Source organism: Arthrobacter sp. Bi83 (assembly GCF_918698095.1).
Lineage (GTDB): Bacteria > Actinomycetota > Actinomycetes > Actinomycetales > Micrococcaceae > Arthrobacter.
Genome location: NZ_CAKKLY010000029.1, coordinates 12,532 through 34,622, shown reverse-complemented (window position 1 = coordinate 34,622; position 22,091 = coordinate 12,532). Strand labels below are relative to the sequence as shown.

Annotated in this window: 18 protein-coding genes; 5 read left to right on the top strand and 13 right to left on the bottom strand. The window is 65.3% G+C overall.

What is annotated here, in order from left to right; translation table 11 throughout:
- Window positions 1-8 precede the first annotated feature (8 nt).
- The 6 genes from LQ144_RS14310 to LQ144_RS14285 form a co-directional block, all read right to left on the bottom strand.
- Window positions 9-1,046: a DUF2332 domain-containing protein gene (locus LQ144_RS14310; protein ID WP_230119366.1), complete on the bottom strand. Its 1,038-nt coding sequence runs from the start codon at window positions 1,044-1,046 to the stop codon at window positions 9-11.
- A 2-nt stretch (window positions 1,047-1,048) separates the two neighbouring features.
- Window positions 1,049-1,525, bottom strand: a complete 477-nt coding sequence (gene aroQ / locus LQ144_RS14305) for a type II 3-dehydroquinate dehydratase (RefSeq protein WP_230119365.1) — start codon at window positions 1,523-1,525, stop codon at window positions 1,049-1,051.
- A 163-nt stretch (window positions 1,526-1,688) separates the two neighbouring features.
- Window positions 1,689-3,893 carry an alpha-galactosidase gene (locus LQ144_RS14300; protein ID WP_230119364.1) on the bottom strand — a complete coding sequence of 735 codons (2,205 nt, stop codon included), beginning with the start codon at window positions 3,891-3,893 and terminating at the stop codon, window positions 1,689-1,691.
- A 141-nt stretch (window positions 3,894-4,034) separates the two neighbouring features.
- Window positions 4,035-5,378 carry a sugar ABC transporter substrate-binding protein gene (locus tag LQ144_RS14295; RefSeq protein ID WP_230119363.1) on the bottom strand — a complete coding sequence of 448 codons (1,344 nt, stop codon included), beginning with the start codon at window positions 5,376-5,378 and terminating at the stop codon, window positions 4,035-4,037.
- A 71-nt stretch (window positions 5,379-5,449) separates the two neighbouring features.
- Window positions 5,450-6,352: a carbohydrate ABC transporter permease gene (locus LQ144_RS14290; RefSeq protein WP_230119362.1), complete on the bottom strand. Its 903-nt coding sequence runs from the start codon at window positions 6,350-6,352 to the stop codon at window positions 5,450-5,452.
- Window positions 6,353-6,364: 12 nt separating this feature from the next.
- Window positions 6,365-7,309: a sugar ABC transporter permease gene (locus tag LQ144_RS14285; protein ID WP_230119390.1), complete on the bottom strand. Its 945-nt coding sequence runs from the start codon at window positions 7,307-7,309 to the stop codon at window positions 6,365-6,367.
- A gap of 224 nt (window positions 7,310-7,533) precedes the next feature.
- On the opposite strand from LQ144_RS14285, the gene LQ144_RS14280 reads away from it, so the two are divergent.
- Both LQ144_RS14280 and LQ144_RS14275 read left to right on the top strand, forming a co-directional pair.
- On the top strand, window positions 7,534-8,736 hold the full coding sequence (locus LQ144_RS14280) for a Gfo/Idh/MocA family oxidoreductase (protein ID WP_230119361.1): 1,203 nt from the start codon (window positions 7,534-7,536) through the stop codon (window positions 8,734-8,736).
- A 5-nt stretch (window positions 8,737-8,741) separates the two neighbouring features.
- A complete protein-coding gene (locus tag LQ144_RS14275; protein ID WP_230119360.1) occupies window positions 8,742-9,770 on the top strand; it encodes a LacI family DNA-binding transcriptional regulator in 1,029 nt (342 codons plus the stop codon).
- A 52-nt stretch (window positions 9,771-9,822) separates the two neighbouring features.
- On the opposite strand, the gene LQ144_RS14270 is transcribed toward LQ144_RS14275, so the two are convergent.
- The 5 genes from LQ144_RS14270 to acs form a co-directional block, all read right to left on the bottom strand.
- Entirely contained in the window at window positions 9,823-10,605 is a 783-nt protein-coding gene (locus LQ144_RS14270) for a DeoR/GlpR family DNA-binding transcription regulator (protein ID WP_230119389.1), read from the bottom strand.
- A gap of 56 nt (window positions 10,606-10,661) precedes the next feature.
- Entirely contained in the window at window positions 10,662-11,573 is a 912-nt protein-coding gene (locus LQ144_RS14265; protein WP_230119359.1) for a carbohydrate ABC transporter permease, read from the bottom strand.
- Window positions 11,570-12,541, bottom strand: a complete 972-nt coding sequence (locus tag LQ144_RS14260; RefSeq protein WP_230119358.1) for a sugar ABC transporter permease — start codon at window positions 12,539-12,541, stop codon at window positions 11,570-11,572. Before LQ144_RS14260 ends, LQ144_RS14265 begins: the two co-directional genes overlap by 4 nt.
- 16 nt (window positions 12,542-12,557) lie before the next feature.
- Window positions 12,558-13,868: an extracellular solute-binding protein gene (locus LQ144_RS14255; protein ID WP_230119357.1), complete on the bottom strand. Its 1,311-nt coding sequence runs from the start codon at window positions 13,866-13,868 to the stop codon at window positions 12,558-12,560.
- 165 nt (window positions 13,869-14,033) lie between these two features.
- Window positions 14,034-16,031, bottom strand: coding sequence for an acetate--CoA ligase (acs, locus tag LQ144_RS14250; RefSeq protein ID WP_230119388.1), 1,998 nt, complete (start codon window positions 16,029-16,031; stop codon window positions 14,034-14,036).
- Between the two features lie 396 nt (window positions 16,032-16,427).
- Here acs and LQ144_RS14245 point away from each other — a divergent pair, with 396 nt between their 5' ends.
- From LQ144_RS14245 to LQ144_RS14235, 3 genes are all read left to right on the top strand, one after another.
- Entirely contained in the window at window positions 16,428-18,020 is a 1,593-nt protein-coding gene (locus LQ144_RS14245; RefSeq protein WP_230119356.1) for a hypothetical protein, read from the top strand.
- 202 nt (window positions 18,021-18,222) lie between these two features.
- The gene (gene nth, locus LQ144_RS14240) at window positions 18,223-18,990 is read left to right on the top strand and encodes an endonuclease III (RefSeq protein ID WP_230119387.1); all 768 of its coding nucleotides are present in this window, start codon (window positions 18,223-18,225) and stop codon (window positions 18,988-18,990) included.
- The gene (locus LQ144_RS14235; protein ID WP_230119355.1) at window positions 18,987-19,664 is read left to right on the top strand and encodes a CoA pyrophosphatase; all 678 of its coding nucleotides are present in this window, start codon (window positions 18,987-18,989) and stop codon (window positions 19,662-19,664) included. The genes nth and LQ144_RS14235 overlap by 4 nt, the downstream gene beginning before the upstream one ends.
- Window positions 19,665-19,736: 72 nt before the next feature.
- On the opposite strand, the gene LQ144_RS14230 is transcribed toward LQ144_RS14235, so the two are convergent.
- On the bottom strand, window positions 19,737-19,934 hold the full coding sequence (locus LQ144_RS14230; RefSeq protein ID WP_230119354.1) for a DUF1508 domain-containing protein: 198 nt from the start codon (window positions 19,932-19,934) through the stop codon (window positions 19,737-19,739).
- Between the two features lie 246 nt (window positions 19,935-20,180).
- Window positions 20,181-21,989: a bifunctional 3'-5' exonuclease/DNA polymerase gene (locus LQ144_RS14225; protein ID WP_230119353.1), complete on the bottom strand. Its 1,809-nt coding sequence runs from the start codon at window positions 21,987-21,989 to the stop codon at window positions 20,181-20,183.
- Window positions 21,990-22,091 lie beyond the last annotated feature (102 nt).

Genomic DNA, 22,091 nt, shown 5'->3' with positions numbered 1-22,091 from the left:
ACAGACGGCTAGAGCCACTCCAGGCTCTGGCCATGCGGCCCAGTGACGGCCACCGGCAGGCCGTCCTGCAGCAGCAGGAAACGTCCTTTGAGCCGTTCCGGGTCCATTTCAGGCACCACGTTGGAGCCGTCCTCCTGGGCGATCACCATCTCGCCCTCGTTGGACAACCAGTGGCAGCCCCGGTCTGCAGCGAGGCCCTGGACTGTGGTCCGGAAACGCGCGCGGCCTTCCGCGCTGAGGTAGCCCATGACGGCACTGTGGAACACCACCAGTGCCGCATCGTCCGGTGCCTGGCGTGCCAAGGAGACCAGCTGCTCGTTCAGGTCCCCGGCAACAAGGAGCGGCGGCTCCTGCCGGGCGACGGCGACCGCCCGGCGTAGCCGCTCACGGCGGAAGTCCTGCTCGGGCCAGACCAGGGCTTCGAGCCAGGCGACGTCGTCGTCATTTCCGACGTCCAGGGGGTTCAGGTCGATTCCGGCCCGCCACACGATGTCCGGCAGTCGGCCGGGCAGGGGAACCATGCCCGAAGTGATGCACCGGAGGGCGGGCGGCTCTGGCGCGGCAGGCTGACCCTTCCGCGGCCGTGCCGGAAGCAGTCGCGTGACCGTCGTCCCGTCGTCGAACTCGTAGCAGTAGCGGTCCGGGAACAGCGCCAGGCCGGCAGACGCGCCGACTTCGATCAGGGCGAGCGGCTTCCCTTCGGCGGCCGCGATGGCGGCCAGCGAAGGCAGCAGGGTGGCGCAGCGGCCCACCTCGTTCGTCTGCGTGGCACGCGAGAGGACGGTCCGCGAGATGTCCGCCCAATGCTCGTCCAGAAACTTCCGGAACTCCCCATAGGGGGAAATCCTGGCGCCGAGGAAGCGGGCGGCAGCCAACATCAGCAGGGGCTGGCGCTTGTTGTGCGGCCACTGTTCAATCCGCGCAATCAGCTCGGGATCGTCAGCGATGTGCAACGACCAGTCGGCGTAGCAAGCCGAGGAACCGGGGGCATCAAAGGCGCCGAAATGCCGGTACCAGTCTGCGGTGCCCATCGCCTCGGCCGGCATTGTCAGGCCTTGCCGGCATGCAGCTCGGCGAGGTATTCGACGGCAAAGCGGTACCCCATGATCCCGGCGCCCGCGATCACGGCCTTGCTGATGTCCGAAAGGTAGGAGTGGTGCCTGAACGCTTCGCGGGCGTGCACGTTGGTGATGTGGACTTCCACGGCAGGCAGCTGTACGGCTGAGATCGCGTCCCGGATGGCCACGGACGTGTGCGTGTACGCGCCGGCGTTGAGGACGATGCCGATGGCCTTGCCCCGTGCGGCGTGGATTGCGTCCACCAGGGCGCCTTCATGGTTGGACTGGAAACACTCAACGTCCAGTCTGTGAGCAGCTCCGGCATCCTGCGCCAACTGTTCGACGTCGGCAAGGGTTGAGGTGCCGTATTTCTCCGGCTCGCGGGTGCCGAGAAGATTCAGGTTGGGGCCATTGAGGACAAGGATGGTTGCGCGGCCGGCTTCGGTGGCGGAGGGTGCTTCAGTCATGGATGCAAATCTATCGTGTTGTCCCGCCCGGCCTCCGGGAGCGGGGCTTCGTTACAGCCTGCAGGGCTCAAGGATCCGTTCGCGCCCGTTGCGGAACGGCCTGCGGCCTCACGTGGCACTGGCCCGGGCGGCGAACCGCCCAGGCCAGTGAGTTGAGTGCGCCTTAGAGCGCCGTGAACTTCAGGAGCACCGCGTGCTCCGGGTTGAGGATCGGCATGGGCAGTCCGACCTCGGCCAGGAAGCTGCCGCTGGCCTCGGCCCCTGAGGCCAGCCAGGCCGGCGGCTGGACCTGCGTGAACGTGTGGGCGTAGTCCGCGTCGCTGGGCGCCGGGAAGATGGCCTCCACCCGGTAGTTCCGTGCTGCCTCCAGGCCGGGAACGGTGATCCGGCCCGGCTGCTCGGCAAACGACGTCCGCGTGCTCACGAGGGCGAACAGCGCCGCCGTCGTGCCCGATGCGACGGCATCCGTCGCCGCGGCATCCGCAACAACGCCGTGCAGCATCATCGAATCGTCGGGAACATCGGCGCGGACCATCCGGCCGCTGTGGATAAGCCCGCGGTGCTCCTTATAAATCCCGATGAAGCGTTTGAGTTCGTCGCGTTCCGCCCCCTGCACCTCGCGGACGTCCCATTCCATGCCGAAGTGCCCAAACAGCGCCGTGATGGCGCGGAAGGACAGATCGTGCGTGCGGGCCGTGGTGTGGGAGGTGGTGGGGCCGATGTGGCCGCCCACGAGCTCCGGCGGGACCACCAGGCCGGTCCAGCGCTGGATGGTCTGGCGCTCCAGCGCGTCGTTGCAGTCCGAGGCCCAGATCCGGTCTGTGCGTTCCAGGATGCCCAGGTCCACGCGGGCACCGCCGGAGGAGCAGCTTTCAATCTCGACGCCGGGATGGGCCTTGCGGAGTTCGTCGAACAGCCGGTAGGCGGCGAGCGTCTGTTCGTGGACGGAGGGGCGGCCGGCGTGGCCGTGTTCGGTCAGGTCGCGGTTCTGGTCCCACTTGAGGTAGCTGATGTTGTTTTCGCGCAGGAGGGCGTCGATCCGGTCGAAGATGTACTGCCAGGCCTCAGGGTTCACGAGATCGATGATGTGCTGGTTCCGCCAGGCCAGCGGCAGGCGTCCGCCGTCCTTGTGGGAGGCGGCGGCAGGACCAACGATCCACTCGGGGTGTGCCCGGACTATGTCGGAGTCCAGGTTGACCATTTCCGGTTCCACCCAGAGGCCGAATTCCATCCCGCGCGATGTCACGGCATCGATCAGCGGCGTGAGGCCGTTAGGCCAGAGCGTCTCGTCCACGTACCAGTCACCCAGGCCAGCGTGGTCGTCGCGGCGGCCGCGGAACCAGCCGTCGTCGAGGACGAAGCGCTCGACGCCGAGGTCGGCGGCGGAATCGGCCAGTTCGATGAGCGTAGACAGGTCGTGGTCGAAGTAGACCGCTTCCCAGGTGTTGAGCACCACCGGGCGCGGTTTTCCGGCTCCGGCATTGGCAGAAGCCGCGGGCAGGACATGGTGCGGGCGGGACCGGAACCAGCTGTAGAACGCCTCGCTGATGCCGTCCAGACCGCGGTCAGAATAGGCCGCGAAGAGTGCTGGCGTGGTGTAGCTTCCGCCCGGTTGGAGGATCACTTCGGCCGGTCCCAGCAGTTCCGAGCCGCCGATCATGGTGCGGCCGTCGCCGATGGTGTCGGCGAACTGTTCGTGGTTGCCGCTCCAGGCCAGGTGCGTGGCCCAGACTTTACCGTGCCGGTTGCCGAACCCGGCGGTTCCGGCGGCGAAGAGCAGCGAGGAATCGTGGCCGGTGCGGCCGTGGCGTCCGGTGCGGACCCAGGTGCCCTGCTGGATGGGGCGGCGCTGCGGATGGCGTTCCCGGCACCAGCGCCCGGTCAGGTCCAGGAGTTCGACGGCGTCCGGAGCCACCGGGAGGACAGTGGCCAGTTCGTCGACTTGGAACGGCGAGGTGCCGGAGTTGGTGACGGTGTGGCGCAGTTCCAGCAGGCCGCCGGCGTTCAGGGCGAGCGTGGACTCCACTGTGATGTCGGTGTCGGCATCCCGCTGGGTGATAACCGCGGTGTTGCCGTTCACCGTGGCGCGGACAGCGCGCAGGCGGACGGAGAAGTCGAGGCCGGAGACGCCGTCGGCAATCCGGTGGCCGCGCAGCGCCGGCCGCCCCCGCCAGCTGGATGACGCCTGGGGCAGCAGGCCTGCGGGGACCGTGGCATCGATGGCCGAGTGGGGGACGGGTTCGGTGAGGATGGCGAGGTCCGGGAGGTGGCCGCCAAGTTCGGCGCCCCAATGGATGACCTCGGCCTCCCCGCTGCTAAAGCTGATCACCAGGCTGGTGCCGGCGGAACGGAGGTGCAGGGGATCCATAGGTAGTTCTCTTTCGGTGAGGAGCGTGATGCAGAAAGGTAAGGTAAGCCGGTTGCGGGGCCGGGCGGCAGGTGCGCGCCGGCCCCGCAACCGTGGTGCTGCGGTGGATGCCTGGGCTTCGATTGTCGCCCAGTTTCGTCCCTACTTGAAGAGGGAATTGACCTGGCCGTTGGCGTCAGTCAGGGAGCTGGCATCCTTCTTGCCGGACACAACCGCGTCCATGGCGGGCTTCATGATGCCGTCCACCTTGGCGGCCTTGTCGGCGATGGGGAACAGGAAGGTGGTGCCATCGGTGACGTGCGTGGTGAAGGCGGTGACGTCGATGCCCTTGGCCTTGAAGGCAGCGGCAGCCTTCTCGGAGGAGCTCTTGATGGCGGGAAAGACGACGGCCTTGGAGGCGACAACGTCCTGGCAGGCGCTGGAGGCCAGGTACTCAACCCACTTCACGGAAGCAGCCGGGTTCTTGGTGCCGGCCCAGACGGAGTCGGCCAGGCCGTTGAACATGCTGGCGCGTTTGCCCTCAGGTCCCTTGGGGGTGGGGGCGATTCCGGTTTCGACACCCTTGTAGCTGGTGTACTGGCCGATCATCCAGGATCCGTTGGTGTTGATGGCGGCCTTGCCGGCACCGAATGCGTCTGAGACGCTAGCGCCGACGGTGGTCTCAAGCTTGGGCATGTAGCCCTTGTCCGCGAGGCCGGCCCACCACTTGATGGTCTCCTGGAGCTTGGGATCGTCGTAGTTGAACTTCGTGCCCCACGGGTTCTTGTCCGTGTGGGTCCAGCCGGTGGTGGCGGACAGGAAGCTCCACTGGGTCTGGCCCTGGCCGGAGCCGGAGTTCTCCAGTCCCAGGCCGTAGACGGCCACCTTGGACTTGTCGAAGCCTGCCTCGTCGCCGCGCTTGCCGCTCTTGTCCACGGTGAGGTGGGCGATGGCCTTCTCGTAGCTGCCGCCGTTCTGCGGGTTCCAGTCGAGGTTCTTCAGCTGCTCCTCGGTGTAGCCGGCGTCCTTGACGAGCTTCTTGTTGTAGAACATCGCGACGGTGTCCCAGTCCTTCGGCAGTCCGTAGCGCTTGCCGTCCTGGCCCACCCAGAGATCGGCGAGGCCCTTGTTGTAGACGTCCAGCTTGACCCCGTCCTTCTGAACGGCGTCGTCCAGGGCGAGCAGCTGCTTCTTCGAGGCGTATTCGGGGAACTTGGAGAGGTGGTCGGTGAAGACGTCCGGTGCAGTGCCGGCGACGAAGCCGTTGGTCAGGGTGGTCCAGTAGTCGTCCCAGCCGCGCTGGGTGATCTTGACCTTGATGTCGGGGTTGGCCTTGGTGAAGTCGGCGGCGCACTGCTGATAGGCCGGAAGCTGGTTGGCGTCCCAGAGCCAGTAGTTGATTTCGCCCTTGGCCTCGGCCGAAGGGGTGGACGATGCGCCGCCACAGGCGGAGAGGGACAAGGCGATGGCTGCGGCGGCAGCGACGGCGCCGAGGGATTTCTTCATGATGGACCTTTCGTGGGTGGTGCGTGGATTGCCGGGAGCGGCGGTTTGGGCTGAGTTTGGTGGGAGAGGCTTCACTTGATGCCGGAGAAGCCGATGGAGTTGACCACTCTCTTGCCGAAGGCCAAGAAGAGCAGCAGTACCGGCAGGGCGGCGACGATGGTGCCGGCCATGAGTCCGGCCCAGTCCGGGGCGCCCTGCGGGGACTGGGACTTGAAGACGCCCAGGCCCACGGTCAGGACACGGACGTTCTCGTCCTGGCCCACCAGCAGTGGCCAGAAGTATTCGTTCCACTGGCCCACGAACGTCAGGAACGCGAGCGTGGCCAGCGGTGCTGCGGCGTTGGGCAGCACGATCTGGAAGAAGATGCGCAGGTGCTTCGCACCGTCGAGCATCGCTGCCTCCTCGACCTCACGGGACATGTTCAGGAAGAACTGCCGCAGGAAGAAGATCGCAAAGGGGGTCATGAACAGGAACGGCAGGGCCAGGCCGGCGAACGTGTTCAGCAGACCCAGGTTCTTGATCATGAGGAAGTTCGGCAGCGCGGTGAAGATCGGCGGCACCATCATCGTGGCGAGGAACAGGCCGAACACCAGGTTCCGTCCCGGCCAGCGGAGCCGGGAGAAAGCGTAGGCGGCCATGGCGCTGAAGAAGACCTGGCCGGCCGTGGTCACGGTCGAAAAGATAATGGAGTTGCGGAGGTAGAGCCAGAAGTTAATGTCGGCCCCGGAGCCTCCTTCGGCAATGGCCTCTTCTGCGGACTGCATTCCAAAGACCCGCTTGAAAGCGCCCCAGCTGAAGTCGGCCGGAAGGAGGTTCGCAGCGTTGGAGGCGAGCGAGTGGTTGCTGGACAGGGCCGTCCGGAGCATCCACAGGAACGGGACGATGGTGACGATGAGCGCCAGGGCGACGAGCGTCCAGGCGCCTGCGCGGCGCCAGTTGATGGGCTTGCGGGGGGCGAGTGTTTGAGTGGTCATGGCAGGGATTCCTTAGTCCAGATCCGATTCGTTGCCCTTGAGGAACTTCATCTGGATGAAGGCCACGAGTGCGAGGATCACGAAGAGAATGACGGACAGGGCGGAGGCGTACCCGAAGTCCGATTCGCCGAAGGCTTTTTGGTAGATGTACATCTGGATGACGCGCGAGGCGTTGACCGGACCGCCGCCGGTGGTGACCGCGACGGTGTCGAAGACCTGGAACGATCCGATGACGGTGACCACCAGGACCAGTGCCAGGACCGGGCGCAGGAGCGGCATGGTGATGCTCCAGAACGTCCTGGTCGGCGAGGCGCCGTCCAGCGAGGCGACCTCGTAAACGTGGTTGGGAATGGACTGGAGACCGGCGAAGATCAGCAGGGCGGTGTAGCCCATGTGGCGCCAGACGTTGACGAAGGCGATAGTGGGGATGGCCCACTGCTCACTACCGAAGAAGGCAATGCGGGGAAGGCCCATCCAGTTGATGATCTCGTTCACGATACCCAGCTGGTAATCGAGCATCCAGAACCACAGCAGGGCAACGATCACGTTGGCTACCAGGAACGGAAGCAGCAACGCGCCGCGGACGAACGTGGACTTTGCCACGCGGTGCATCAGCAGCGCCAGGCCGAGCGCAATGACTGTCTGCAGGCCGATGTTGATTGCGACGTACTGGACGGTCACCGCCATGGCGTTCCAGAAGAGCTCGTCCGCAAAAATCGACGTGTAGTTCTTAAGGCCGATCCACTCCGGTTCGCCCAGCACGCTGTACTCGGTGAAGCTCAAGTAGATGCCCCGGATGGTCGGCACCAGGAAAAAAGCAACGAAGCCGATCATCGCCGGAAGGATGAACAGCAGCGCAATCCTGAGGTCGCCCAGCTTTGCCATGCCACGGCCCCGGTTGGAACGCTGCGGCGCCTTGTGCGCTGCAGCGGGCGGATTCTTGGTAAGGGTGGTCATCATCGACCCTTCCTGAGTGTGTGATGTGACTAACAATCGCCACTGAATCTACACGAGTAGATTTCGGAGAACAAGTTAAATCTGAGGATTTCTCGGGGAATTTCTTCTGCAACGTTGAAGACGTTGACTCGAGTAGATTCCGGTGTAAGACTGAGCGCAACCCCCGGCGGGACCTTTGTCAGCCCAACGGATGCCAGTTCCACCACCTTGAGAGGCACCAAACAATGACGTTTTCAATCGGAGTAGTTGGCGTAGGCCAGTTCGGCGGCCAGTTCGCCCACCTCTTCAACCTGCACCCGGGCGTGAGCAAGGTCTATGTGGTGGATGAGCGGCCGGAACGGGCGGCAGAAGCAATCGAGCACTACGGCCTGGCAGGTTCCGTGGCGAGCTTCGAGGATCTCCTAGCCTCCGACGTCGACGCCGTCGCCATCTTCACGCAGCGCTGGACGCACGGTCCCCTCGTGGAGCGGGCCCTCCGGGCCGGCAAGCACGTGTACTCGGCGGTGCCCATGGCGATTTCCGAGGAGGAGATCGCCCGCATTATCGAAGCCGTGAGGGAGACCCGGAACGTCTACATGATGGGTGAGACCAGTTACTACAACCCGGCCACCGTCTACGCCCGGAAGCAGCATGCGGCCGGAAAATTCGGCCGGGTGTTCTACACGGAGGGCGATTACGTCCACGACATGGATCTGGGCTTCTACGACGCCTACCAGTACAGCGGGGGCGAGCGCTGGAAGGAGACGGCCAGCTATCCGCCCATGCTGTACCCGACGCACGCCATTGGAGGGGTGCTGGGCGCGGTGCCGACGCACGCTGTCAGTGTCAGCTGCGTGGGTGTGAGGGATGACCGGCAGGACGGAGTGTTCGACCGGGACGTCAGCATGTTCGGCAATGACTTTTCCAACGCCACGGCACTGTTTGAACTGAACGACGGCGGTGTGATGCGAACCAACGAGATGCGCCGCGTGGGATACCCGTCCCACATCCGCGAGTCCCGGTTCAGGTTCTTCGGCACGGAGGCCAGCTTTGAGCAGCTGGCCAAGGTCACGGTCTGGCAGGACAAGGCCAACGTCCACGACATTTCGGAGCAGATGGAGTCAAGGCCCAGCATGTCCCTCGATGATCCATCGCTGGCCAATGTGGCACCTGAACTCCGTGATGCCTTCGTGTCGGGTCTTGCACCCGTCCACGACAGCGAGCGTCTCCCCGAAGAATTCCGGGGAGCCCCGAACGGACACGAGGGCAGCCACCACTTCCTTGTGGATGACTTCGTCACGGCGGTCAACAACCGCACGCTTCCGGCGGTCAACGCCTGGACCGCGGCACGGTTCACGCTGCCGGGCATCGTGGCCCACGAGTCCGCCCTCCGCGGCGGCGAACGCCTGATCATCCGAGATTTCGGCGATGCCCCGGCGTCGCTGTAGCTAGCATGGACACTATGACCACCCCGGCAGTGCCCGCCCCCCGTACCCAGGTGACCCGCAAGGATGTTGCCCGGTACGCCGGGGTGAGCACCGCCGTCGTCAGTTACGTTGTCAATGGTGGGCCCAAGAAGGTTGCGCCGGCCACGGAGGCCAAGGTCCAGGACGCCATCCGCCTGCTTGGCTACCGGCCGAACGCCGCAGCCCGTGCGCTCAAGCTGGGCTCAACGGAGACAATAGGCCTGATCATCCCCGATAACAGCAACCCCTTCTTCTCGATGCTGGCCCATGCAGTGGAGGACGCGGCGGCAGAGCTGGGCTTCGCGCTGTTCCTAACGAATTCGGACGGCAACCTCGCCAAGGAGCGGAGGAACATCCGCAACCTGGCCGCCAGGCAAGTGGATGGCGTGGTGCTGGCGAGTGTGCTGCTGGATCCGGATCTGACTGACCTGCAGGCTGCGGAGATACCGTCCGTGCTGCTCAGCCACAGCGAGAGGTCCGCAGGCTTCACCACTGTGGGTGTGGACCTGGCCGAAGGAGCCCGCACGGCGGTGGAGCACCTTATCTGGCACGGCCACACCAACATCGGCCTGGCCATGGGTACCACCACCGGCAATGAAGGGGATGCCCGTGAAGATGGGTGGCTGCAGGCCCTCAAGGACGCCGGTCTGCCGGAAGGGCCGATAGCGCGCAGCGAGTTCACCCGGGTCGGCGGTTACGCGGCCGGCAAGCGCCTCCTGGGGACGGGCAACCGGCCCACTGCCATCTTTGCCAGCTCCGATATGCAGGCGATCGGCATTATCCGGGCCCTTCACGAAGCGGGACTGTCAGTGCCCGGCGACGTGGCACTGGCATCTTTCGACGGCTCGCTGGAGGCGGAGTATTCGTGGCCGCCGCTAACCACTGTGGAACAGCCGGTGCGGGCAATGGCGGAGGCCGCGGTGCGCGCGCTCGTCGGCGCTGACCGTGCCGAACCCGCGCAGCACCGCATCTTCCCGACGCGACTGCTGGTCAGGCAATCCTGCGGCTGCGGCTGAGGGAAGTTCAGGCGGAGTTCCCGCTGCGTCAGGCCGCAGCCGGGATGGCAACCTAAACGAGCCGCAACCTGCTCACCCGGTCCCGGAGAATCCGCTGGGCCTCGCCGGAAAGGCCCGAATCGCTGATCACCTCGTCGGCTTCCTCGAGTTCGGCGATGGTACTGATGCCCTGCGTGCCCCACTTCGTGTGGTCCGCGAGGACCACCACCTTTCGTGATGCGGCCACAAAGGCCCGGTCGGTTTCGGCCTCGAGCAGGTTGGGGGTGGTAAAGCCGGCCTCGGCGTCCATGCCGTGCACGCCGAGGAACAACAGGTCCAGGTGCAGCTGCCTGAGCGCTGCCGTGGCGATGGGCCCCACCAGGGCGTCCGACGGCGTGCGTTCGCCTCCGACCAGGATCACGGTGGAGCTGTAGCGTGCGGCACCGGACGCGGGTCCATGATGAAAGAGGTCGGCGATCCGGATGGAGTTGGTCACCACCGTTATGCGCGGCCCGTTCACGAGTTCCTTGGCCAGTGCCCACGTTGTGGTGCCGGCGCTGAGGGCCACGGCCATGCCCTCATGCACCAGTGTTGCGGCCTCCACGGCAATGGCCCGTTTCTGGGCAGTAAGCTGCGTGGACTTCAGTTCGAAGCCGGGCTCGTGCGTGCTGGCGTCGCCGGGCAGCTTGGCGCCGCCGTGAATGCGCTCCACCTGCCCGCTTTCCTCGAGCATTTCGATGTCCCGCCGCACAGTCATGAGGGACACGCCCAGCTGCTGGGCCAGATCTGAAACCCGGACCACCCGCTCTCGCTGGACTGCGTCCACTATGGACTGGTGACGGGCGGCGGGAAGCATCAGGAACCTCTCAATCGGGGAAAGCGGCAAGCTCGACTGCTAGTGCCCATCTTCGCCTACCCCTTGCTGGAACCAAGAGTCAGGCCCGCAACAAACTGCCGCTGCAGGAGCAGGTAGACGATCAGCGTCGGTATCACAGTGATCACAGCTCCGGCCGCCAGGAGGTTGTAGTTGTTCAGGAACTCGCCCTGGAGGTTGTTGATGGCCGTGGTGACGGGAAGCCGGTCCCCGCTCTGGATGAAAATGAGCGGCCAGAAGTAGTCGTTGTAGATGAAGATGACTTCCAGCGTACCGAGGGCAGCGAAGGCCGGGCGGCACAGCGGCATGATGATCTCCCGGTACTGCCGCCAGATTCCTGCCCCGTCCACGAGCGCAGCCTCGGTCAGGTCAGCGGACAAGGCTTTCATGTAATTCGACAACACAAACGTGCAGAAGCCCATCTGGAATGCAGTGTTCACAGCAATGACCACGATGTAGGTGTTGAGCATGTTGCCGGAATCACTGAAGGCATACGGCACCTCGAAATGCTTGGCCATCTCGAACAGCGGTGCCGCCAGCACCTGGGGCGGCAGCAGGTTGCCGGCGGTGAACATGATGAGGAGCGTGACGTTGAACTTCCAGCTCACCCGGCTCACGGCGAATGCCATCATGGACGCCAGGAACAGGACCAGCAGCACGGCCGGAACGGAGATGATCACTGAGTTCCAGAAGTACTTGGCAAAGCCGCCCTGCGTCCAGGCCTGGACGAAGTTGTCGAAGTTGAAGTCCCCGGCAAAGCTGAAGTAGCCGTGTTCATTGGTCGAGGCGATGGGCCGCAGGGCCGTGAAGAGCGCCCATCCCAGCGGGACGAGCCACATAACGGCCATGGCCGAGAGGAAGATGTGCGTGCCGTAATGGCGTTTCGGCTTGCTGCCGGAACGGTGCGCCTCCGCAGCTGGAAGGCCTGCGCGGGTGGCTGTGGTGCTCATGCTTTGTTCTCCTTGCCGAAGGTGCGGCTGAGGTAGAAGACGATCGGGACCAGGGAAATGACCAGCAGAACGACGGCGAGGGCCGATCCGACGCCGATCACCTGCCCCTCGCCCACGAGGTTCTGGATCACCAGGGCACTGATGAGCTCGAGGCCGTTGGTGCCGCGGTTGATGACGTAGACAACATCGAAGGCCCGCAACGATTCAATAATGGTGATCACGACGATCACGATGTTGATGGGCCGCATGGCAGGGAAGACGACGCGGAAAAACGTCTGGCCCGCATTGGCCCCGTCGATGGCTGCTGCCTCCTTGAGGGTGGGGTCGACACCCTTGAGGCCGGCCAGGTAGAGCAGCATGACGTAGCCCGCATGCCGCCATGTGGCCGCGATCAGGGCCGCCCAGATGTTCACGGAGGAATCACCGAACCAGTCAACGGCCTGCGGAGTGCCCGACGTGCCCAGCACGAAGTTCAGCAGGCCGTTGTCCCGCTGGTAGAAGAGCTGCCAGATGATGCCGATCAGTGCAAGGGAGAGCATCACCGGAGCGAAGAAAATGCTCTGGTAGATCTTGCTTCCGCGGATCTTCTGATCAAGCAGCACCGCCAGCAACAGTCCCAGTGGGGTGGCCACCAGCGCCAGGAAACCCAGCCAGAGCACGTTGTGCTGCATGGCGGGCCAGAACGGAGGGTAGTCCTGGGAGATGTACTGGTAGTTCGCGGCGCCGGCCGGCCGGATGTCCGTCAGTGCCAGCCCGTTCCAGCGGGTGAAGCTGAGACCGATCGACAACAGGGTTGGCAGCCAGATGAACACCAGCTGGATGAGCGTGGGAATGCCGACCATGAGGGTCAGGACGATTTTGTCGCGCCGGGAAAGCCTGCGGACCTTGCCGCTCCTGACCCGTTTGGCCGGCGCCCCGGACGGTGCCCTGGATTCCGGTGGAACCAGGTCTCTTGCTGTAGTGCTCATGGGAGTCCCCGACCTGCTATTGGGCTGCGTACAGCGTCTTGGCCTGGGCCTCAAGGTTTTTGACGTCCATCTTGCCGTCCTTAATGAAGGTCTGCAGGGCGGGGATCATCACATTGTTGGCCATGGCGGGAAGGGCGTCGCGGTCGAAGAACTGGCTGATGGACTTCGCGTTGGCGATGGTCTCGGCACACTTCTTATTAAGGTCGGTGAACTTGGAAGCGTCGGTGCCCTTCGCCGTGGCGATGTTGGATGAATCCACCGCGGCATAGGCGTCCTGGGCCTCGGCCGTGCCCATGAACTCCATGAACTGGCGCGCCGCAGAGTTCTCGCCGCCCTTCTTGGACAGCAGTAAACCATCGATGGGGGCCTCGACGGCGTCCCGGCCCTCGGCGGCGATCTCAGGGAACGGGAAGAAATCGATGTCCTTCAGCACGGCGGGATCCGTGAACTGCTGGGTGACGAAGGACCCGAGCAGGTACATGCCGGTCTTCTTGGCTGCCAGGGCCTTGGCGGCGTCCTGCCAGGTCTGGCCCAGTGCGGCCGGATCCTGGAACGGCAGGAGCGCGGACCAGGTGTCGAAGACATCGGTCACCTTCTTCTGATCCCAGGATTCCTTGTGCGAGCAGAGGTCCACATGGAATTGGTAGCCGTTGAGGCGCATGTTGATGTAGTCGAACGTGCCCATGGCCGGCCAGCCGTCCTTGTCAGCGAAGCCGATGGGGATGATGCCGTCCGCCTTCATCTTGGTGGCGAGGGCCTTCAGGGCATCAAAAGTCGCCGGAACCTCGTAGCCCTTCTCCGCCCAAAGGCTCTTCCGGTAGAAGAAACCCCACGGGTAGTTGTAGTTGGGAACGAAGTACATCTTGCCGTCCGGGCCGGTGGACGCATTCTTCAGGGCATCCGAGAAGTTGCCGCCGATCTTTTCCCACACGTCGTCCACGGGCGCGAGGAGTCCTTTGCTTGCGTAGAACTGCATCCGGTAGCCGGCGAACCACGTGAAGGTATCGTCCGGTGAGCCCTGGAGGTAGGAATTGATCTTGTTCTGGAAATCGTTGTGCGGCACCACGTTCGTGGAGACTTTCTTGCCGGTCTTCTTGGTAAAGGCATCCGTGACCGCTTCGTACGCCTTCTTGGGCACCTCGTCCGAGGAACCTGATCCGAAGGTGAGCCCTGACGATTCCGTGCCTCCGCTGGAGGGGCCGCTCCCCCCGGTGCAGGCGGCCAGGAACGGAATGCCCGCCACTCCGGCAGCTCCGACTCCCATGGTTTTGAGGATTGTGCGCCGGCCCGGGCCGGCGGCTGCGGACTGCTCCGGATGTGCTGCCATGATCTCTCCTTTGAAATTCAGCTGCGTGTGAGACACCTCACATACGACAGACTATAACCTCTCAAAAGGGAACAGGAAAGATCGGAAAACAACATTCGTGTTGTCGCAAAAACCAGCAGGGCCTGTCCGCCGGTGCGGACAGGCCCTGCAAGTGCGGATTTGTGACTATTTCTTCAGCGAAGCCGCGATCTGGGCCATGACGGTGTTGTCGGCCAGGGTGGTGGCGTCACCGGCGTCGCGCCCTTCGGCGACGTCCTTGAGGAGGCGGCGCATAATCTTGCCGGACCGGGTCTTGGGCAGTTCGGGGACCACGAGAATGGTTTTGGGTTTGGCGATAGGGCCGATCTCCTTGCCGACATGATTGCGGAGATCCTGGATGATTTCCTCACCTGTGTCCACGGCGTCGCCGCGGAGGATCACGAACGCGACGACCGCCTGGCCGGTGGTTTCGTCGGCGGCTCCAACGACGGCGGCCTCCGCCACCGCGGGGTGGCTCACCAGGGCGGATTCGATTTCAGTGGTGGAGAGCCGGTGCCCGGAGATGTTCATGACGTCGTCCACCCGGCCCAGGAGCCAGATGTCGCCGTCCTCGTCCTTCTTGGCGCCGTCGCCGGCGAAGTACATGGTCTCGAAGCGGGACCAGTAGGTTTCCTTGAACCGCTCGGGGTCTCCCCAGATGCCGCGGAGCATGGCCGGCCAGGGTTCGCGGATCACCAGGAAGCCGCCGTGGCCGTCGGGCACCGAGGCGCCGTTTTCGTCCACAACGTCCACTGCGATGCCGGGCAACGGCACCTGGGCGGAGCCCGGTTTGGTGGCCGTGACTCCCGGGAGCGGGGCGATCATCTGGGCGCCGGTTTCGGTCTGCCACCAGGTGTCCACAATGGGTGCCTTGTTCCCGCCGATGACGTCGCGGTACCACATCCACGCTTCGGGGTTGATGGGTTCACCCACGGAGCCCAGGACTCGGATGGAAGAGAGGTCGTACTTGTCCGGGATGTCCCGGCCCCACTTCATGAAGGTCCGGATCGCGGTGGGAGCGGTGTAGAGGATGGAGACCTTGTACTTCTGAACGATCTCCCACCAGCGGCCCTGGTGCGGGGAGTCCGGGGTGCCCTCGTACATGACCTGGGTGGCGCCGTTGATGAGCGGGGCGTAGGCGACGTAGGAGTGGCCGGTGACCCATCCGACGTCGGCCGTGCACCAGTACACGTCAGTTGCCGGGTGCAGGTCGAAGACCGCCCTGTGCGTGTACGCGGTCTGGGTCAGGAACCCGCCGGTGGTGTGCAGGATGCCCTTGGGCTTGCCCGTGGTGCCGGAGGTGTACAGGATGAACAAAGGGTGCTCGGAGTCATGCCCGACGGCGGTGTGCTCGGCGGAGGCGGCCCCGACGGTGTCGGCCCACCAGTGGTCCCGGCCTTCGTGCCAGTCCACATCCTGGCCGTTGCGCTTGACCACCACTACGTTCTGCACGCTGTGCCCGTCTGCGGACAACGCCTCATCCACGGCGGACTTCAGGGCGCTGGGCTTTCCGCGCCGGTACGTGCCGTCCGCGGTCACCACGAGCTTGGCCTCGGCATCCTCGATGCGGGACCGCAGCGCGTCGGCGGAGAAGCCGCCGAACACCACCGAGTGGACGGCACCGATCCGGGCGCAGGCCAGCAGCGTGATCACAGCCTCGGGGATCATCGGCAGGTACACGGCCACCCTGTCACCCTTGCCAACGCCGAGGGACTCGAAGGCGTTCGCAGCCTTCTTCACCTCGTCGGTGAGCTGCGCATACGTGTACGTGCGGGTGTCTCCCGGCTCGCCCTCGAAGTAGATGGCCACCCGGTCGCCAAGGCCGTTCTCGACGTGCCGGTCCAGCGCGTTGTACGCGGCGTTGACCTCGCCGCCGACGAACCATTTGGCGAATGGCGGATTGGACCAGTCAAGTGCCTGGTCGAAATCCTTGCTCCAGGTCAGCAACTCACGTGCCTGCTTCGCCCAAAAAGCGGGGCGGTCGGCATTCGCTTCCGCATAGACTTCCGCGCCAACAACGGCGTTCGCGACGAAGTCCTCGGAGGGGGCAAACTTACGGTTCTCATGCAGCAGGTTTTCGAGAGCGTCGCCCTGCTGGCTGGTGGGGGCAGCCGTAGCCGTCGAGCCGGGAGTGTCCTGGGACATGGTGAACCTCATCATTCGTAGATCTTTGCCGCGCGGCTGCGCCGTCATCGCCGCACCCAGCCGCGGAGCGCGGCATCGGGCGGCGGCAGATCACGGACGTACCGCAAAGAGCTGTTCCGAAATCAGCCTAGCGCTTCCTGCTGTGACAACGTGTGCCGCGTCACACAGTGAACAGTGAGCGGTGCAGATTTAGCGACGAGTGGTCCCCTCGCGGTCATTCCGCAGGCACCCCGCCGCGGCCCGTCAGCTAGTGATCATCCATGCACTTGGCTAGGCTGAGAAGGACTCGTGACATAGGTCGGAGGCAGCCTGGCCGCTTGAGGTCCGGCCCGCCGGCCGTTAGGTGTCGCCCTGCATTGACAGCCGCTCGGGTGCCGCCACGCTAAGGAGAACAGTATGAATCAGCAAAGCCACGACCAGCCGGGTCTGGCCCAGCCGGGTCCAGCCCAGCGCGACCCGGGTCATCAGGGCTCTGCCCAACAGGCTCCCGGCCAAAATGGTGGAGGGAACCAGAGAGATTCACAACAGGGGGATTCCCAGCGGGGCGGGGCGCTGGATGCGGGCCACGGCTCCCACTCGGTGAAGCCACAGGGCGGGCAGACGGCCGGAAACGCATCATTCCAGTCGAACGCCGGCGCCGGTGGCAAGCGGACCGGAGCCAAGAACGAGGCAGTCGCAGGTCCCTTCACTGTCCGCGACCTGACCGTTTTCGCGGCCACATTGGTTCTCTTTGTCGCATCGCTGATTCCTATGTTCGCCTTGAGGTACAACCTGTGGAACCTCGGCAGCCTGTTTTTCCTCGGCCTCGGGATCGTCCTGCCGCTCATCGTAGCGGCACTGTTCGTCGCCCGCCGCCTGGCCCCTGAGACCAAGGTGCGGATCGGTTCGCTGTCTATCGACCAGTTCGGCTCCGTGGTGGCTTCGTTTGCCGTTGCCTTCTTCTTCCTTTCAATCGCCGGTGCCTTCACACCCAGCCTGCTCGTTGCCCTGATCGGTTCCCTCGTGCTGCTCGCGGCCACGGTGTTGGCCCGCTTCATCCCCTTCTTCGCCGGCGACTTCCTGGACCGCGCCGAAGTTCCCGCCCATGTCATGGCCCGGGAATCCGCCGTTCCGGTGCAGAAGCCCAGGGCACCCAAGGCCCCGAAGCCGGCCAAGCCGTCTCATGTCAAGCCGTCTGATGCAAAGCCTTTTGATGCTAAGCCGTCTGTGCAGGGTTCTTCGGTACAGGGCTCGTCCGCGCAGAGCTCTTCAGTACAGGGCTCTTCAGTACAGGGCCCGACGGCGGGCGGCCAGTACGCCGCCGGCCAGACTTTCGGTGCGCCTCCTGTGTCGGGATCGCATGTGACGGGGTCGCACGACACGGGAACAGCCGCCGGAGTGGCGGCAGCCCCGTCGCCGGGCGCATGGTCTGCCACCAACGCCGCCGCAGCGTCCGCCGAAACGCAAGCCGCCGGCGTCGTGCCGTCCTCCGCAGCGTCCGCCGAAACGCAAGCCGCCGCCGTCGTGCCTTCCGCCGCAGCGTCCGCCGCCGAGCGTCCCGCAGCCACGGAAGCGGCATCGCCGGCTGCCGAAGAGACCCAGCTGGACGGAACTCCGGTCAATGGAGCTCTGGCCACCGGCTCGGCTCCAGCAGCCGGTGCGACGGCCGCCGCGAGCGCGGCGCCGGCGGCCTCTGCCACTCCGGCCACCGCTGTGCATCCCCAGGTGAAGGCTCAGGAACCGGTGAAATCACAGGAGCCGATCGGCGCCACCGTGGATCCGGCCAGCCGTCCCGAGGAAACGGAGCAGCCGCCTGCCCACGAGGCTTTCTGGTTCGCAGTAGCGCAGCACCGCACGGCCGTGGATGAGCGCACCGGTGCACCGCTGTTCGGGATCGAACCCGGCGGCTGGGTTCTGGCGCTTGAGGACAGGGGAGACGAATTCCTGGTCCAGCACACGGACGGGCGCGTGGGAGTCTTGCGCGACCTCAGCAACATCGAGCGCGGCTAGCCGGCTGCCCGTGGCCACCGCCAAGTCGCCCAGGGGCGACGCCCCACGGAGCGGCGTTCCTGCCCAGACAAATATCCCTGCCGAGGCATATACGGGCGGGCCGTTGCTGGTCGGGGACCCCGCTGTGGGAATTGTGCAGCCCGGGTCCCCGCCGGCCGGGGCCCCGGCGGCTGGTACCGGTCAGCCCTCCGGCGGGTCTGCGCTGGCGCTGAAGCGGCGGGCACGGCGGATCAACCGGGCGCTCGCGGAGCAGTATCCCTACGCCCACGCGGAGCTTGATTTCCGGAGTCCGTTTGAGCTGCTCGTGGCCACGGTACTCTCTGCCCAGACCACCGATGTGACGGTCAACCTCATCACACCGCTGCTCTTTGCCCGTTATCCGGACGCACGCAGCATGGCCGAGGCCGATCCCGAGGAGCTTGAGGCCATCATCAAGCCGACAGGCTTCTTCCGGGCCAAGTCGAGGAACCTCATGGCACTGGGGACGCGACTGGTGGATGAATTCGACGGCGTGGTGCCGGGCAGGATCGAGGATCTGGTGACGCTTCCCGGCGTCGGTCGCAAGACCGCCAACGTGGTGCTGGGGAACGCCTTCGGCATCCCGGGCATTACGGTGGACACGCACTTCGGCCGCCTCGCGCGGCGCTTCGGCTGGACCGACTCCGACGATCCCGTGCGCATCGAATCGGATGTTGCCGAACTCTTCGAGCCCAAGGACTGGACTATGCTGTCGCACCGGGTGGTGTTCCACGGCCGGCGGGTCTGCCACTCGCGGAAGCCGGCCTGCGGTGCCTGCGCCGTGGCGAACTGGTGTCCGAGCTTCGGCACGGGCGAGACGGATCCGGCGAAGGCGGCGAAGCTGCTCAAGTACGAGCTTGCCCCCGGCAACGAAGAGCTCTTGGGGAAGCTACTGGCTGAGACGCACCGTGCAGCCGAAATCCGGATGGAATCGCAGCGGAGGACTCCATGACCGCACGCCAGGACTTGGTGGACCTGGTTGATTTGATCAGCGCCGGGACCGGACCGGCCCGCAATCCCTACTGGCGGACACTGACAGTCGACCCCTCGGTGGCGCGCAAAGCCGCGGTGCTGATCCTGTTCGGTGCACTGGATGACGTTCCGGCGGAGTCAGGAAAACCGCTGGCCCCCGCAGATTTGGATGTCCTGCTCCTTGAACGGGCGCACACCCTGGATGACCATCCAGGGCAGGTCGCGTTTCCGGGAGGCGGCATCGACCCGGACGAGTCGCCGATTGCTGCGGCTCTCCGTGAGGCTGAGGAGGAGACCGGTGTGGACCCTGGCGGAGTTGAGGTGCTGGGCGCGCTGCCGGAGTTGGCGCTGCCCCGGGGCAACTACCTCGTGACGCCCGTCCTTGGCTGGTGGGCCTCACCGTCTCCGGTCCGGGTGGTGGACTACGGAGAGTCTGCCCAGGTTTTCCGCGTTCCGGTGCGGGACCTTCTTGATCCGGAAAACCGTGCCATGGCCACCGTCACGCGGATGAGCCAGACGTTCCAGAGCCCGGCGTTCACCGTTAAGGACGTTGTGGTCTGGGGGTTCACCGGCATGATCCTGAATGAGCTCTTTGACCAGCTGGGCTGGTCGGTTCCCTGGGACCGGACGCGGCTGCACCCGCTGATGCTGTAGCTCGTTCGATGACTGAAACCGAGCCTGGGCGTACGCTGGGATGCCGGTGCAGCCGGCCCTGTCCGGGTTCTGCTAGCTCTGGTGGTGCGGCTTCCGCAGGTCCACCACGAGCCCCGTTGCGGCGTTCTCCCGCATCGCGTCGATGCCTGCCACGACGCCTGAAAGGCTCCTGAAGCGCGGTGACACCGCCACAATCTTGCCGTCTCCGTCTTTGAGCCGGAACTTGTAGAACTTCTCGTCGTCCTGATGTACTTCAAATCTGCCCGCCACTGGCTGGACCCCCTGATGATGCTTCGTTGCACTTGCCGGGCCAACTAACTGCCACTGCCCGGTCACTTCAGGGTAGTGTGACGCGCCGCACGGACGCGAACTACCCGCGGGTACGTTACTCACTGAAACGATCCGTTCCGGTGCAGTCACCGTGTGACTTTGGTTCCCGCCGCAGACAGGCTAGTGTCCGCCGTTGAGGCCCGGCGACAAAGATCTCCACACCGCCGGTGGCCGCCGGCACCCGCCTTATTTCGCGTTGTCGTACGAGTCCACCACCGCCACACTCACCGGGAACTCCACCGGAATCCGGCCGAAGAGAAGCTCCTTCGCGGCGTTGGCGGCGTCCTCTACGGCACGGATGCAGCTGTCCACAGCGGCGTCCGGGGCATGGACCATGACTTCGTCGTGGAGGAAGAAGACGAGCTCAGCGGATGCGGAGCCGTCGGCACGCATGGCGCGCAACCGGCGTCGTAATTCCGCAAGCCAGCAGGCTGCCCAGTCGGCCGCGGAGCCCTGCACCACGAAGTTGCGGGTGAACCGGCCGCGTGAGCGGGCAATCGAGTCCGCCCGGCGCTGCTCCTCCGCGGTGGTCGACTGCTGGCTCCGGAACCACCCCTCTGACGGCGGCGGGCTGCTGCGGCCCAAACGCGATGTGACAGTCTTCCCTGCCTCCCCGGCGCGGGCGGCCTGTTCCACGAAGCCGACGGCACGCGGATAGGTGCGCGCCAGCTGCGGCATGAGCCGGCCGGCCTCGCCAGAGGTGGCGCCGTACATGGCTCCGAGCAGGGCCATCTTGGCCTTTGCGCGGTCGCCGCCGAATCCCTTTGCCGCGATGCCCGCGTAGAGGTCCTGATCGCGGGCCGCTTCGGCCATCGTGGAATCCTGTGAAAGAGCCACGAGAACGCGCGGCTCCAGCTGCGAGGCGTCCGCGACGATCAGCTTGTGGCCAGGGTCGGCGTGTACCGCGCCGCGGATTTGCCGCGGGATCTGCAGGGCACCGCCGCCGCGCGACGCCCACCTGCCGGACACCACACCGCCCACCACGTACTCGGGCTGGAAGCGCCCGTTCCTGACCCAGGCGTCCAGCCACGTCCAGCCGTTGGCCGTGTGCAGCCGCGAGAGTTTCTTGTAGGCCAGCAGGGGTTCGATGGCGGGATGGTTCGACTCCTTCAGCTCCCACTGCCGCGTCGACTTCACCTCGATGCCGTTCCGGTGCAGGGCGCGCATGAGCTCCTGGGGCGAATCCGGGTTCAGGCCAGGGGAGTTCAGCAGCCGGCGGAGCTCGGTGTTGAGCGCCTCCAGCTTGGCGGGGCGTTGGCCGGCCGGCGGCCGCGGACCGAGGTAGTCGGCGAGGATCCGTTCGTGCAGCTCTTCCCTCCACGGCACGCCCGCGTGCTGCATCTCGGCCGCGATCATGGCACCCGCCGATTCCGCTGCGAGCAGGAGCTGTAGCCGCTGCCTTCGGTTGCCGTCCGCGCTGGCGGCAGCCACGGCTTCCTGCTGGGCCGCGTACTCGGCACGCAATTCTTCGGCGGTGTGCCGCGGTTCAGCGTTCATGCCGGGATCGTCGAAGAGCGACCCCTGGTCTGCCGGAGGCGGCGGCGGCTGAAGCGCCCGCGGGGGTTGCTGGAGGTCGTCGTCCTGCGTCAGCTTCTCCGCGTTCTGTGCATACGCCGTGTGGGCGGTGAACTCCGAATGCGCCAGGATGGCGCCGCACAGCGCGAGGTCGTAGCACCGTTCCAGCTCAACGCCGGCAGCCAGCAGCGCCGGATACCAGTCCTGCGTGCGGTGCCAGATCCATCGTGGGCGCCGCTTTTCGAGATCACGCACGGCGGCGGCGAGCCCGGTTGCGCTGTTGGCCCCGGCGGGGCTCCCGGCTGTGTCCGGTCTGGCGGGCATACCGTCGGGCCGTGGGCCGACGTGGTGGGTCATGTTGTCGCGGTCCGCGGTGCGGCTGACGATTTGTGGTTCCGGGTTGCGCGGATTCGGCAGCCCGCCGGCGGTGAGTTCCTGTATCACTGCGCCGTCGGGGTGGGCGGCCAGCAACAGATACATGGATCAATTCTGCCCTGAGTTTGACCCACTTCGGTGCTGCGGTGCGTATTCGCGTCCCTTGGGCTGATTCGTGGCTGCTTCGTGGCTGATTCGTGGCTGCTT

What these genes read in the sequence shown, in the direction of transcription:
- LQ144_RS14310 (WP_230119366.1), bottom strand. Translation starts at nt 1,046, where the DNA reads ATGCCGGCCGAGGCGATGGGCACCGCAGACTGGTACCGGCATTTCGGC.
- aroQ (WP_230119365.1), bottom strand. Translation starts at nt 1,525, where the DNA reads ATGACTGAAGCACCCTCCGCCACCGAAGCCGGCCGCGCAACCATCCTT.
- LQ144_RS14300 (WP_230119364.1), bottom strand. Translation starts at nt 3,893, where the DNA reads ATGGATCCCCTGCACCTCCGTTCCGCCGGCACCAGCCTGGTGATCAGC.
- LQ144_RS14295 (WP_230119363.1), bottom strand. Translation starts at nt 5,378, where the DNA reads ATGAAGAAATCCCTCGGCGCCGTCGCTGCCGCCGCAGCCATCGCCTTG.
- LQ144_RS14290 (WP_230119362.1), bottom strand. Translation starts at nt 6,352, where the DNA reads ATGACCACTCAAACACTCGCCCCCCGCAAGCCCATCAACTGGCGCCGC.
- LQ144_RS14285 (WP_230119390.1), bottom strand. Translation starts at nt 7,309, where the DNA reads ATGACCACCCTTACCAAGAATCCGCCCGCTGCAGCGCACAAGGCGCCG.
- LQ144_RS14280 (WP_230119361.1), top strand. Translation starts at nt 7,534, where the DNA reads ATGACGTTTTCAATCGGAGTAGTTGGCGTAGGCCAGTTCGGCGGCCAG.
- LQ144_RS14275 (WP_230119360.1), top strand. Translation starts at nt 8,742, where the DNA reads ATGGACACTATGACCACCCCGGCAGTGCCCGCCCCCCGTACCCAGGTG.
- LQ144_RS14270 (WP_230119389.1), bottom strand. Translation starts at nt 10,605, where the DNA reads ATGCTTCCCGCCGCCCGTCACCAGTCCATAGTGGACGCAGTCCAGCGA.
- LQ144_RS14265 (WP_230119359.1), bottom strand. Translation starts at nt 11,573, where the DNA reads ATGAGCACCACAGCCACCCGCGCAGGCCTTCCAGCTGCGGAGGCGCAC.
- LQ144_RS14260 (WP_230119358.1), bottom strand. Translation starts at nt 12,541, where the DNA reads ATGAGCACTACAGCAAGAGACCTGGTTCCACCGGAATCCAGGGCACCG.
- LQ144_RS14255 (WP_230119357.1), bottom strand. Translation starts at nt 13,868, where the DNA reads ATGGCAGCACATCCGGAGCAGTCCGCAGCCGCCGGCCCGGGCCGGCGC.
- acs (WP_230119388.1), bottom strand. Translation starts at nt 16,031, where the DNA reads ATGTCCCAGGACACTCCCGGCTCGACGGCTACGGCTGCCCCCACCAGC.
- LQ144_RS14245 (WP_230119356.1), top strand. Translation starts at nt 16,428, where the DNA reads ATGAATCAGCAAAGCCACGACCAGCCGGGTCTGGCCCAGCCGGGTCCA.
- LQ144_RS14235 (WP_230119355.1), top strand. Translation starts at nt 18,987, where the DNA reads ATGACCGCACGCCAGGACTTGGTGGACCTGGTTGATTTGATCAGCGCC.
- LQ144_RS14225 (WP_230119353.1), bottom strand. Translation starts at nt 21,989, where the DNA reads ATGTATCTGTTGCTGGCCGCCCACCCCGACGGCGCAGTGATACAGGAA.